17 protein-coding genes are annotated in these 12,530 nt (G+C 30.7%); 14 read left to right on the top strand and 3 right to left on the bottom strand.

Annotated elements, in window-relative coordinates:
- Positions 1-6: 6 nt before the first annotated feature.
- Together thiF and thiS are read right to left on the bottom strand one after the other, a co-directional pair.
- Positions 7-810 (bottom strand): sulfur carrier protein ThiS adenylyltransferase ThiF, encoded by an 804-nt coding sequence (gene thiF / locus L1S47_RS17595; RefSeq protein ID WP_238885412.1) that lies wholly within the window; start codon positions 808-810, stop codon positions 7-9.
- A gap of 3 nt (positions 811-813) precedes the next feature.
- Entirely contained in the window at positions 814-1,008 is a 195-nt protein-coding gene (gene thiS / locus L1S47_RS17600) for a sulfur carrier protein ThiS (RefSeq protein ID WP_238885414.1), read from the bottom strand.
- Positions 1,009-1,262: 254 nt separating this feature from the next.
- Here thiS and L1S47_RS17605 point away from each other — a divergent pair, with 254 nt between their 5' ends.
- From L1S47_RS17605 to L1S47_RS17645, 9 genes are all read left to right on the top strand, one after another.
- A complete protein-coding gene (locus L1S47_RS17605) occupies positions 1,263-1,730 on the top strand; it encodes a hypothetical protein (protein ID WP_238885416.1) in 468 nt (155 codons plus the stop codon).
- 18 nt (positions 1,731-1,748) lie between these two features.
- Positions 1,749-2,216 (top strand): NUDIX domain-containing protein, encoded by a 468-nt coding sequence (locus L1S47_RS17610; protein WP_238885427.1) that lies wholly within the window; start codon positions 1,749-1,751, stop codon positions 2,214-2,216.
- Between the two features lie 45 nt (positions 2,217-2,261).
- A complete protein-coding gene (locus L1S47_RS17615; RefSeq protein WP_238885430.1) occupies positions 2,262-2,960 on the top strand; it encodes an epoxyqueuosine reductase in 699 nt (232 codons plus the stop codon).
- Positions 2,950-3,852 carry a lysozyme inhibitor LprI family protein gene (locus tag L1S47_RS17620; protein WP_238885432.1) on the top strand — a complete coding sequence of 301 codons (903 nt, stop codon included), beginning with the start codon at positions 2,950-2,952 and terminating at the stop codon, positions 3,850-3,852. Before L1S47_RS17615 ends, L1S47_RS17620 begins: the two co-directional genes overlap by 11 nt.
- A 101-nt stretch (positions 3,853-3,953) precedes the next feature.
- Positions 3,954-4,487 (top strand): hypothetical protein, encoded by a 534-nt coding sequence (locus L1S47_RS17625; protein WP_238885434.1) that lies wholly within the window; start codon positions 3,954-3,956, stop codon positions 4,485-4,487.
- Between the two features lie 19 nt (positions 4,488-4,506).
- Positions 4,507-4,983 carry an HAD domain-containing protein gene (locus L1S47_RS17630; protein ID WP_238885436.1) on the top strand — a complete coding sequence of 159 codons (477 nt, stop codon included), beginning with the start codon at positions 4,507-4,509 and terminating at the stop codon, positions 4,981-4,983.
- A gap of 126 nt (positions 4,984-5,109) precedes the next feature.
- Positions 5,110-5,571, top strand: coding sequence for a hypothetical protein (locus tag L1S47_RS17635; protein WP_202768496.1), 462 nt, complete (start codon positions 5,110-5,112; stop codon positions 5,569-5,571).
- 123 nt (positions 5,572-5,694) lie between these two features.
- Complete coding sequence (locus L1S47_RS17640) at positions 5,695-6,666, top strand: DUF2087 domain-containing protein (RefSeq protein ID WP_238885438.1); 972 nt, start codon at positions 5,695-5,697, stop codon at positions 6,664-6,666.
- A 122-nt stretch (positions 6,667-6,788) separates the two neighbouring features.
- The gene (locus L1S47_RS17645) at positions 6,789-7,736 is read left to right on the top strand and encodes a serine O-acetyltransferase (RefSeq protein ID WP_238885440.1); all 948 of its coding nucleotides are present in this window, start codon (positions 6,789-6,791) and stop codon (positions 7,734-7,736) included.
- A 318-nt stretch (positions 7,737-8,054) separates the two neighbouring features.
- Here L1S47_RS17645 and L1S47_RS17650 read toward each other — a convergent pair whose 3' ends face one another.
- Positions 8,055-8,498: a MerR family transcriptional regulator gene (locus tag L1S47_RS17650; RefSeq protein WP_238885442.1), complete on the bottom strand. Its 444-nt coding sequence runs from the start codon at positions 8,496-8,498 to the stop codon at positions 8,055-8,057.
- Positions 8,499-8,626: 128 nt separating this feature from the next.
- Here L1S47_RS17650 and L1S47_RS17655 point away from each other — a divergent pair, with 128 nt between their 5' ends.
- From L1S47_RS17655 to L1S47_RS17675, 5 genes are all read left to right on the top strand, one after another.
- On the top strand, positions 8,627-9,388 hold the full coding sequence (locus L1S47_RS17655; protein WP_238885444.1) for an SDR family NAD(P)-dependent oxidoreductase: 762 nt from the start codon (positions 8,627-8,629) through the stop codon (positions 9,386-9,388).
- Between the two features lie 169 nt (positions 9,389-9,557).
- The gene (locus L1S47_RS17660; RefSeq protein ID WP_238885456.1) at positions 9,558-9,941 is read left to right on the top strand and encodes a VOC family protein; all 384 of its coding nucleotides are present in this window, start codon (positions 9,558-9,560) and stop codon (positions 9,939-9,941) included.
- Between the two features lie 25 nt (positions 9,942-9,966).
- Complete coding sequence (locus L1S47_RS17665; protein ID WP_238885468.1) at positions 9,967-10,584, top strand: MBL fold metallo-hydrolase; 618 nt, start codon at positions 9,967-9,969, stop codon at positions 10,582-10,584.
- A 67-nt stretch (positions 10,585-10,651) separates the two neighbouring features.
- Positions 10,652-11,761: an aldo/keto reductase gene (locus tag L1S47_RS17670; protein ID WP_238885470.1), complete on the top strand. Its 1,110-nt coding sequence runs from the start codon at positions 10,652-10,654 to the stop codon at positions 11,759-11,761.
- A 146-nt stretch (positions 11,762-11,907) separates the two neighbouring features.
- A complete protein-coding gene (locus L1S47_RS17675; RefSeq protein WP_238885473.1) occupies positions 11,908-12,414 on the top strand; it encodes a hypothetical protein in 507 nt (168 codons plus the stop codon).
- The last annotated feature ends 116 nt before the right edge of the window (positions 12,415-12,530 follow it).

The following is a 12,530-nucleotide window of genomic DNA, read 5'->3' on the forward strand; positions in this document are numbered from 1 at the left end:
TCCTTCCTATATTTCTTCGATTCCAACTAATAATCTAAGTATCATATTTGCTTGATGACCAGCACATATTTGTACTCTTGGTGCCATAAGTCCACTTCCTATTCCAGAACCATTTTCTAAATCCCCACAAACATATAAATTTTTCATAGGTCTTGTGGTTTTTATTAAATTAGAACTTTCGTATCCAGCCATACCAGAAGCAGCAACTATTTTAGCCTTAGGTAATTCACTAAGTCCAACATTAACAAGAATTGCTTTTGCATCTGGTTTATCAAAAGCCTCACAGATAACATCATAGCCACTGAAAAGTTCAACAACATTATCTTCAGTTACTCTAGTAGTTACGGTTTCAACTTTGATAAATGGATTGATTTCTTCAATTTGCTTTTTTAGGGCAAGTGTTTTAGGTAGTCCTAAGTGGCTTATGTTATAGCATTGACGGTTAAGATTGCTTGGCTCAACAATATCAAAATCCACTAATAATAGATGCCCAACACCTATTCTTGCAAGCATAATTGATATATTAGAACCTAGTCCACCGAGGCCTGCTATAGCAACCTTACCTTGCTTTAGTTTCTTATGAACATGAGGAGTATGTCTTGCCATCATCATGCTTTCAAGTTCTTCTTCCTTTGGCATAGTGCCTTTACGGATTATAGTTAAAATATCATCTTCAGATATATTATTATCCTTGTCTATTTGAAATCCATTTAGGATTATAATGTCACTTTCATCTCCAAATTGATTTCTCACTTCAAAGGCTGTATCTAAATTTACTTCAGTTTCTTTTCCATTTAAGGTTATCTTCACTTATCAGCCACCTCCTACAAATCTTACAACTTCTATAGTATCTTCATCGTAAAGCATAGTGTCTTTGTATGCAGCTTTAGGCACAATATCACCATTGCGTTCAACAGCAATTTTAGTTACGTCATAGTTTTGTTCACTTAAAAAATCTAATAAACTTATACTGCTTTGTAAAGAAATTAAAGCCCCATTTACTTTCATTTTTTCACTTCCTTTCCAAATTTGCCCGAAAAAAAAGCACAAAAATGAGACTTACACCCTTTCGGTGGTGTACCCCATTTTGTGCTCTTTTTGTTGATAAAATTATATTATACTAGAATAATTTGGTCAAGTAGAAAAGTAAATTTCTTATTTTCTATCATATTTTAATTTATATATGATAAAGGGTAAAAATCCTAAAAGAAAAGAGATAGTTATGGTATTATTATAATAGTTGGTAATATTTAGGGGGACTTATGAAATATAAGATTGGTTTAGTTAGTATACTGTTATTTACTTTGGCTATAGTAGGCTATGGATGTAGTAGAGTAGAAGCAGAAAAGAAATTGCCCAAAACAGATGAAAGACTTCTTTATATAGGGATAGATAAATATTCAGAAGATGGAAACATGACAATAGGGATAAATGACACTAAAATATTTGAACCTGCAAAAGAGAAAGTAGCTGTAAGTGATATTATTAGAATATTTAATAGAAAAGAGCCTGTAGATGAAAAGTTTGAAAATCCTGCATATAGAATTATATTTTTATATAATTTAGATCCTAAGCAATCTGAATTAAGAGATGAGTTTATAGAAAGTGATAGATTTCAAGTTGTAGATAAAGATGGATATTTAATTCAAAATGAAGAGACAAAGGAAATCTTTATAATTAAGGGAGAAGGATATAAGACGGTATCTAAGTATTTAAAGTTTTTAGAGTGAAATTAGGGAGGAATTAAAATGCAAGGAAATCATATCAGAAATGCTGTAAGAGCAATTATTATAGAAGATAGTAAGATTCTTTTATGTAAATATGAAGATAAAGAGGGCATTTTTTATGCTTGTGTAGGTGGTGGACAAAATACCTTTGAAGATATGCATTCAGCTTTGCGTAGAGAGTGTAAAGAAGAAATAAATAGTGAGATAATTATAGAAAAAATGGTATGTGTAAGAGAGGCCTTTTTTGATAATTATGATAAAGGTGGTATTGTTGAAAGAATACACCAAATAGAATATTTCTTTAAGTGTTCATTAAAGGATATGAAAAATATTTGTATAGGTAATAATCCAGATTTTAATTCACTTGGATTTGAATGGATACCGTTAGAAAAATTAAAAGATCTTCGTATTTTTCCTAGTTTATTTAAAGAATATATACATCCAGATGGTACGTTTAAGGACATAGTTTATTTGGGTTTAAGTAATTGATAAAGTAAAGCTCGTGAATTTAGTTAGTGAGTAGGGGTGTTATATATGTTGCAGGAACTAACTTCAAAATTAAAAACTCTTGGTGCAAGTTTTATAAAGACAGTAGAAATATCTAATCTTTCGCCAAAAGAAAATAGGGGATATAATAAAGCAATTTTAATAGGAGTTGTTCTAAGTACAAGGTATATTTATAAGTTATCTAAAGAAAACATACTAGATTATTCTGAGTTTTCAGATAAGGAAAATAGAGCTGATAACCTTGCAGATTGGACTGAAGAATTTATTATTTCTAAAGGATATAAAGCCTTTTCTCAATCTGAAAGAAATTTACTCCAGCACGATCTTTTTGAGAGAGAAATAAAAACCACGTCCCTTCCACATAAAAAGGTTGCAGTTTTAGCTGGTGCAGGCTGGATTGGGAAAAATAATTTACTAGTTACGAAGGAGTACGGAAGTGCACTATGCATGTGTAGTGTTTTAACGGATGCACCTCTACCTATAGAAAAAACAGAAATAATTATGCCAAAGTGCGGAGATTGCACTATTTGTAAGGACATATGTCCAGCAAAAGTTATACACGGAACAACATGGGAAGCTGGAATAGACAGGGATTTAATTGTTGATGTATACAACTGTGAAACCTGCCTAAAATGTTTATCTCATTGTGCATGGACACAGAAATATATGCTAGCTAAAGGAGAAAAATTAAATAAATTAAGAAGGTTGGAAAGTAATGAAATATAAAAAGATTGTAATTCTTGTATCAATAGTATTGTCACTTAATACATTAGTGGGGTGTTCGAATAACACCCAAAAGACACAAAATACTGAAAATTCAATAAGTAAAGAAGAACAAGATAAAACTACTGATGATGCTAAAACAACCAAAATTGAAGGAAGGAAAGAAGAATTTTTAGGTAGATTGGACTGTATACAAAAGCAGATAAATGATTTGCCAGAAAAGAAACAATATGACCAAGGAGTATCGTCAGTTGGTGGTATATACAGTGCTACAAGTTATTATATGTATGATGAAGCACTGAATGAGATTTATGACTTATTAAAAGGACAATTATCCTCTGATGAAATGAAGAACCTAGAGAAAGAAGAAGTTAAATGGATAACCAATAAAGAAAATAAAGAAAAGGAGCTAGATAAACAGTCTGCGAGCACGATAACACGCTATTCTGTTTTGTGTGAATTAACAAAAAATAGGTGTTATGAACTGGTGAAATACTACATGACAGACTCAAAAATTAGGATAAATGCTAGTAAGCAAGACTACATAAGTAAGCTAGACAATATAGAAAATGAAATACTTTCATCTCAAGAATATAAAAATGCAGCCACTGGTGTAACTCATGATATGTTAGTCTTAGCAGACAAAAAATATAACGAGTGGGATAATGAGCTAAATGAAATTTATAGTATATTAAAACAGCAATTACCTTCTAATGAAATGACAAAATTAAATAAAGAAGAGGTATTATGGATAGCCCAAAAAGAAAATAGAGCTAAAAAATCTAAAGAAGATCAAGGTAATGACAGTCAATTGGGAAACGTAAGCTACCAAGCGTCTTTGGCAGATTGGACTCAACGCAGATGTTATGAATTGGTATATAGATACATGAAATAGTTAAATTTAGAGAGATTTACAGCAAAAAAAATATGAATAAAGGTGGTGAGTTTTAGTGAGGGTTTGGTAATTGCAATACACTCTCTCACTAAAGATAAAATATGTTAGATTTATTTAAAGCATTTACGACACAAGATGATTTTGTATATGAGGGAGCTTTTATAGCCAAGGTTAAATATAAGCAGTTCAGGGCAGAGTCAGATAAAGAAATTTACAAAAATGAAGTTGTTAAAGGTAATAGTAAACTATGTATATTAAACTGCAATGGATACATTAATGATGAAATTGCAGAAACATTAACAGTTTACTTAATGATGAATGTAAAGGTTAAGGAAGAAACTAAAAAAGAAACTATTCAAGATGTAGGCACATTATGGAGAACTTTTTCAAAAGAAGAAATTGCAGAGTTTAGCTATAGAACTGGGGACACCAATTCTATTCATCTAACAGATAATCCAGTAGTACAAGGATTATTCCTACTTAAAGAGCTTTGCAGCACTACTAAGGCAAGTGAAATAGAAGTAAAATATGTAAGTCCTGTTTATGGTTGTAATCCAGTATATTTGAAACATGAAGGAAATGTAATTAAAGGGTTTAGTGATGGAAAATTGTGCTTTGAAGCAACAATAGGTTAAGATTTTGGGGGGACAATTTATGAAGGTTATATTCCTTGATATAGACGGTGTTCTTAATTCTGAAGAATTTTTTTTAAATAACAAGAATCAAGTGATTGATAAAAATTGCGTAAGTATTTTAAAAAATATCGTTGATACAACAGGAGCTGTTATCGTTATGTCCTCTGGTTGGAAATTATGGTTTGATGACGATATGATGCCACAGGATGATTATTCAAAGAGCTTATATGAAATTTTATGTGAGTTTGACATAAAGTTATTTGGGAAAACACCTGATTTTAGCAATGAAGAAATAATAACCAGAAAAACCTTTAGTCATGTAAAGGCAAAGGAAATTAAGGTATGGCTAAATGAACATGAAGATATTGATAAGTATGTTGTGATAGATGATTTAGACATGAAGGATGAAGAAATAAATACTCATCTAGTAAGGATAAATGGGAAAACAGGTATTACAGAAGAGTATGCTAAGGCTGTTATAGATATGATTAAATAAATATGAGTTAAGGGAGCTTTATTTAAAGCTCCCTTATTTGTATAAAAAAGTGAAATAAAAAATTTTCATTTGGGGAAATATATTTACAAAAGTAAAAGAAAGAAATAGTAAATGGAGGTATAAAAGATGGTTGTCTTAGATGAAGCTACAAGACTAAACTATAATATATCATCAGATTTTAATAGTTCAAATGGAAATACAGGAACCTTAACCTTTAATATAAGTCTTCCTTGTGAAAGAACAATTTTTTGCAATGAAATTATAATAGCAATACCAAAAGGTTCAATAAGTGAAAATGATAGTTTTAATCCTTCTGTAGATACAGATAAATGGGGCTGTTCTGTTGGTGAATTAACTAAAGGTGAAGAACTTGGATTACATAATAGTTCACAGTTTATACCAATTAAATTCAAATGTCAAAAAGACTGTGACCAAGAATTCAAAACACCTTTTACTTTTAAAATTGGAGTTAATAATATAGCAAAAAAGAGTGGTAGAATAGAAGAGTTTTATATAATTGAATGCTCAAAAGACTCTGTAGCTGGAATGTATAACAAAAGTGATAGGTGCATTAGCATAAATATATAGAATTAATATTTTGTAAACAGGGGACGTTTTATTTGTCATATGGCAGATAAACGTCCCTATTATAATTGACGTAATTATAATAAAATGTTATCATGTCTATGAAAAACATAGATGAGGTGTAAAATGAATGAGTTTGTGCGTAATGCATCTATAGATGATTTTAAAAGAGGATATGTTTGGAATAGTAAAAATGGAGAATTTATTTGTCTTATATGCGGAGAAGGAATTGGTAATAGTGATGAAAGTGTAAATAGCCATATTATTGAGCATGGAAGTCAAATTGAAAGACTTTTATCACTGGAAAAGAAATATACTGGACTAACTGATATTCAAAAAGAACTCTTGCAGATGATTTCTAATAAGTATAGTGATAAAGAAATTTCAGTTAATCTGGCTTGCACAGAATCAACAGTGAGAAATATGAGATTTGCCTTAAGAGAACGTGCTAGACAAGCAAGAGCATTTTTAGCAATTATGGATTTAGTTGAAGAAGATAGACCAGCTACAATACAACCTAAACTTAGAAATTTCCCAGCGAAAGAAGAGAAAAGAAAAGCTTTATTACCTAGATTTGCTGATCTATTTGAACCTAATAAGGAATACACAGAACTTGAAGTTAAGAAAATTATTAAACCAATTTATGAAGATGACGCAATTATAAGGCGCTATTTAGTTGATTATGGATACTTAATTAGAAATAAAGATGGAAGTAGATATTATAAAAAAAGTGAGGAAATTAATATGAAAGATGTAAGCAGAAAAGAGTTAATTAATAAATATAAAGAGCAGGAAGTAGAGCAAGGGATAATTCAAATTTATAACAAGGAAACTGGATATTCATTTGTAGATATATCGAAGAATCTTTATAAGCCTTTTGAAGCTTCGAAGTTTCAATTAAACCTTGGAATATTTAAATGTAAGGAGCTACAAGGCGATTGGAGAGTTTATGGAGAAAATGCTTTTGAATTTAAAGTTATAGAGAAGCTTAAACCTAGAGAAGGGGCGACAGATAAAGAAAACCTATCAGATCTAAAAGAATTATTAAAGATGTGGATTGAAAGTCAAGGTGAGGCTTTGAAATTATACCCTAGGTAATAAGGATATCCAGAGGATAATATGATATGATGGTGGTAAATTTACACCACTTAAAGTATAATATAAAAAATGACAAAAGTAGGGCTAGAAATTAATCGCCTTATTATAAAAGGATGGGGAAAATGAATAAGGATTGCGAAAAGAATTTAATTAATTTAATCTCAGAAATTGCAACGAGCTATAGACAAAATACTGTTTTTTCAGTTTATGAGTCTGCTAATCTCCCAAATAGAAGTGAGATAATTGAAATATTGCAGGAACTAAGACAGTTAATTTTTCCTGGTTTCTTTCAAAGCAAAAGACTTACAGATAGTACTATAGAATACTATATTGGAGATCTTTTAATAAGTATTCAAGAAAAATTGCATAAACAAGTTAAATTAGCTTTACAGTATAAGCATAAAAGTGATTATGGAAAAGATGAGGAATTAATAGAAGAAAAAACTAATAAAGTATGTATGACATTTATAAAATCAATACCTAAGATTCAAGAATATATAGTAACAGATGTTCAAGCAGCTTATGACGGAGATCCAGCAGCAGGAGATTTAGAACAAGTTATATTCTCTTATCCAGGGGTATTTGCTATAAGTATATATAGAATAGCTCATGAGCTAGATAAATTGGCAGTGCCATACATTCCAAGAATCATGACAGAGTATGCTCACGGAAAAACAGGAATTGATATTAATGCAGGAGCTGAAATAGGAAAGTACTTCTTTATAGATCATGGTACAGGAGTAGTTATAGGTCAAACTTGTGTTATTGGGGAGTATGTAAAGATATATCAAGGTGTAACCTTAGGAGCTTTATCAACTAGAGGTGGTCAAGCGCTAGAAGGCGTAAGAAGACATCCTACCATTGAAGATAATGTAACTATTTACTCAGGAGCTACTATTTTAGGAGGAGAAACTATAATAGGCAAGAACTCAGTAATTGGGGGTAATGCCTTTATTACACAATCTGTCCCAGCAGACACTAGAGTAAGTGTAAAAAATCCTGAACTAAAATTCAGAAACAGTAAACCAGAAGAACTAAAACAAGAATTTATATTTGACTGGGTAATCTAGAGTTTTACGAAAACTTAACTTAAGCATGTTAGAAAATTGCGGCATCTGGCGATTTTCTTGCATGCTTAAGTTTTAGTTGGAGTTAAACTCTAGAGGAGCTTGTTTAAGTAAGCAGATCTTTTCTGGCATGCCTAAGTTTTTAGTTGAAGTTAAGTTCTAGAAGAACTTTAATATGTAAATATAATCATTTTCAAGATTAAAAATTGCGGGTTCAAGCGATTTTCTGGCATGCCTAAGTTTTTAGTTGAAGTTAAGCCCTATAAGAATGTTACTAAAAGAAAGACATCTCATTTACCATAAAGGCAAACAAGATGTCTTTTATAGATCTAATACCATTGTTTCAGGTAAATTATTCTCACGTTTTTCAGCACAAGCTTGTCTTCTCTGATCATTAATAATTTCTACGGCGTTAGGGGCTTCATACATTTCAATTTTAAAGTCAACCACCTTTAGCATTTCAGTGAGAGAATTTATTTGATTTACAATTTCTTTTCGATGTTCAACAAGTAAATTTTTTCGCGATTCTATATTATTAGCACTTTCCATACATAATTCAATATACTTTTTAATTTCTTTAATCTGCATTCCTGAATTCTTAAGACAACAAATTACTCTAAATAAACCTAAGTCTGATTCAGTAAACTCTCTATGACCGGATTTGTTTTTTGAGACAAATGGCAGAAGTCCTTCCTTGTCATAAAAACGAATTGTGTATATAGAAAGTCCCAATATTTCTGATACATCTTTTATAGAATAGGTCATTTTAATAATCTCCTTAAAATATATTTAAAAAACCTTGACCTCGATATAACTCTAGGTATTAGTATGAGTATAAATCATAAGAAATTAATATTCAAGTGATTAATAAATATCTAAAGGAGAGATCTTTAATGAACAAAACCAGTAAAATTGCGTTAGTTACAGGTGGAAGCCGCGGAATTGGTAGAGATTCTGCAATATCCTTATCAAAAAAAGGAGTAGATGTAATTATCACTTATAATACTCAAAAGGAAAAGGCAGATGAGGTTGTGAAAGAAATTGAAGCAGATGGAGGTAAAGCTGCAGCTATTCAGCTTGATGTTAGTGATGTATCTTACTTTGATTCCTTTATAACTAATTTATCAAAGGTTTTAAAAGTGAAATGGAATCAGGAGCAATTTGATTTTTTAATTAATAATGCTGGCATTTCAAACCATACTCCTTTTTTAAAAGTTACAGAAGAAGAGTTTGACAAAATATTTAATACTCATTTTAAAGGAGTTTTCTTTTTGACACAGAAACTAATCCCGCTTATCGCTGATAAAGGTGTAATATTGAACACTTCAACAATGTTAACTCATGTTTCATCTCCAGGCTCTGGACTTTATGCATCTGCAAAAGGTGCGATAGAAGTTTTCACTAGATATTTAGCTAAAGAATTTGGAGCAAGAGGTATAAGAGCGAATACTGTAGCACCGGGAGCTGTTAACACAGAATTTAGTGGGGATACTTATGCTAAAAATCCAGGTTTGAAAGATATGATTGCGTCTCAGACTGCATTAGGTAGAATGGGAGAAGCTTCTGATATTGGAGGAATCGTTGCCAGTCTATGTACAGATGAAATGGGATGGATTACTGGTCAACGTATTGAAGCATCTGGTACAGTACTATAAATAAAAATTATACCTTAACATTTAAATACTTAATACCAGAAGTTAGTTCTTTTGAACACACTTCTGGTATTTTTATTAGGTAGTTTCCTAAAAGTGCGTACTTGTTATAAGATACCTTAATTTATATAATTAAAATGAATCTTAAAAATTATAGAAGAGGAGTGGTATTATGGCAGTTAAAATGCTACACACATGCATAAGAGTAAAGGATTTAGAAAAATCACTAAAATTTTATAGAGATGCACTTGGATTAGTTGAAACAGTAAGAAAAGACTTTCCTAATAATAAATTTACTTTAGTATATCTTTCAAATGAAGAAGGAGGATATGAAATAGAGTTAACTTATAACTATGATCAAGAGGTGCCTTATGAAATTGGTAATGGTTTTAGTCATACAGCAATTGGGGTAGATGACTTAGAAGGTGAAAGAGAAAAACACAAAGCATTAGGCTATGAAGTTACAGATTTAAAAGGACTTCCAGGAAACCGCCCAAATTATTATTTTGTAACTGACCCAGATGGATATAAGGTAGAAGTTATAAGAAATAAATAATATTTCTCATAGATGAGGTGAGTTTATGAATAAATTAGTACTTCATGGAGAAGAGGATGTTAATTGTTATTTTATAGAATATAACAATAAGTGTTATATAGTGGACCCAGGTTATGAAAAAGAAAGAATAATTAAATACGTAGAAGATAATAACTTAGAGGTACTTGGAATATTACTAACCCATGGGCATGCAGATCATATCAGTGCAATGGATTGTTTTAATGTCCCAGTATATGTTTATAAGGATGAATATCAGAACTTATTAAATAACTACAATAAGGTATTTGAAATCTATGGAAGGAAAATGAGTTATTCTTTAGAGAAAATTAATTTAATTCAAATTGGTGAATCCAAGATTTTTAAAATTGATGATAAGGAAATTCATGTAATCCATACACCAGGACACACAGTTGGAGGTGTATGCTATAAATTTGGGGAAGATTTATATACTGGAGACACTCTTTTTAAAGGAAGAGTCGGTAAGTGGATATTTCCAACAGGTAATCTTGCTTCCATGAAAAAATCTATAATTAAATTAATAGAAACTCAAGATGAAAATGTTAGGGTAAATCCTGGACATTTTGATAGTAGTACTATTGGAGAAGAAAAGAATTCTAATCCATTTTATTTAGAGTGGAAATAGAGTTAAGAAACATTTCCTTTTTAGGTGAGAAAGGGAAGGTTACAAAGGGGGAAATGGAGGAGTAATTATGAAGAAATTAGGTTTTGGAGGTATGAGATTACCTCGTTTAGTTGAAAATGATCCCAAGTCTATTGATCAAGCTCAAGTAAATGAAATGGCAGATCATTTTATTAACCAAGGATTTACTTATTTTGACACAGCTTATCCATATCATCAGGGATTAAGTGAAGGAGCATTTAAAAAGGCTGTAGTAGATAGATATCCTAGAGAAGCCTTCTTACTAGCAGATAAAATGCCTACTTTCAGTGTATTTAAGACTGAAGATTATGAAAGATTTTTTAAGGAGCAATTAGAAAGATGTGGAGTAGAATATTTTGATTATTATTTGCTTCATAATCTAGGAGAAAAGAATTACGCAAGTTCAGTAAAGCTTGGTGGCTTTGAGTTTATGAAAAAGTTAAAGGAAGAAGGAAAAGCTAAACACATAGGTTTCTCTTTTCACGATAAAGCAGAGTTACTAGATGAAATTCTTACAAAACATCCAGAAATGGAGTTTGTCCAATTACAATTAAACTATATTGATTGGGAAAGTGAAAGTATTCAATCAAGAAAGTGCTATGAAGTTGCAAGAAAGCATAACAAGCCAGTTATAGTTATGGAGCCAATAAAAGGAGGAGGACTTGCAAATCCCCCAGAAAAAGCTCAAGAATTATTTAAAGCATATAATAAGGAAATGTCTTTTGCCTCTTGGGCAATTAGATATGTTGCTTCATTAGAAGGCGTAATGATGGTATTAAGCGGCATGAATAGTATTGACCAATTAAAAGACAATACTGCATATATGTCAGACTTTAAGCCTCTAAATGGAGAAGAAAAACAAATCATCTTAAAAGTTGTAGATATAATAAATGAATCAATTGCAATTCCATGTACTAATTGTCAGTACTGTGTAGATGATTGTCCGAAGAAAATAAACATACCTGCATATTTTTCAGTATATAATTCCTATCACTTATATGGAGATATAAATTTCCCAGCAATGCATTATGATCGTCAATCTCATGGAAGAGGCAAGGCTTCAGAATGTATTGAATGTAAGGCATGTGAAAGACATTGTCCACAACACATTTTAATAACTGAAAAGCTAAAATTAGTAGCTGGAGCATTTGAAAAATAACTATTTCGTAATAACCTCATGATATATTTTATCGTGAGGTTATTTTTATGCCATTATGTTGAAAATTTTGGATAATGGTACTTGAAAGTAATATAATAGAATAAAGATATGTAAATTAATTGAGTATGTATATATGGAGGGATAGCATGAAAAGAAATGTAATTCCAATAATAAGCTTGATTTTGATTGCAACGATTATTTTTACTATATACAACGGAAAAAATAAACTGAAGATACCTACAATTGAAAATATAAGTAGCATGAAGGTTATTGGGTCAGGGGTAGGGGCTAGCCAAAAGGTAGAACAGACCTTTGATTTAAGTAAAAAAGAGCACTTGGATATGGCAAATAATATATTAGATTGGCTAAAATCTGGTGAAATAATAGAGAATACTAAGGTAGGCGTTAATAACAAAGGAGAAGAACCAACATATTTAATAATAGAATCAAAAGATGGAACAAAGATTCAGATAGAAGCTGCAACTTCTGATATAGAAACTAAAGTGGAAAATGGAGTTGAATATGAAAAACAGAATGCAAGTGGGAAAGTAAATTTATATTTAAGAAATTCAAAAAAGCCTATAAGGGAGTTATCACCTAGTTTGAATTCTTTTTTGAATAATGGATGGAAGAATTTTTTTAATTATAATTAAATTTTTATGGACTCTAAAGTTATAAGTACGTTTTGTTTGGAATTACAAATGAACGTACTATTTTTCTACAAGAAATTAGATATTAAAAATTCTTGGTGTAAAAGTTAAAGTAAATA

Origin of the sequence: Clostridium sp. YIM B02551, from assembly GCF_022324735.1 — a bacterium.
Taxonomy (GTDB): Bacteria; Bacillota; Clostridia; order Clostridiales; family Clostridiaceae; genus Clostridium_T; species Clostridium_T paridis.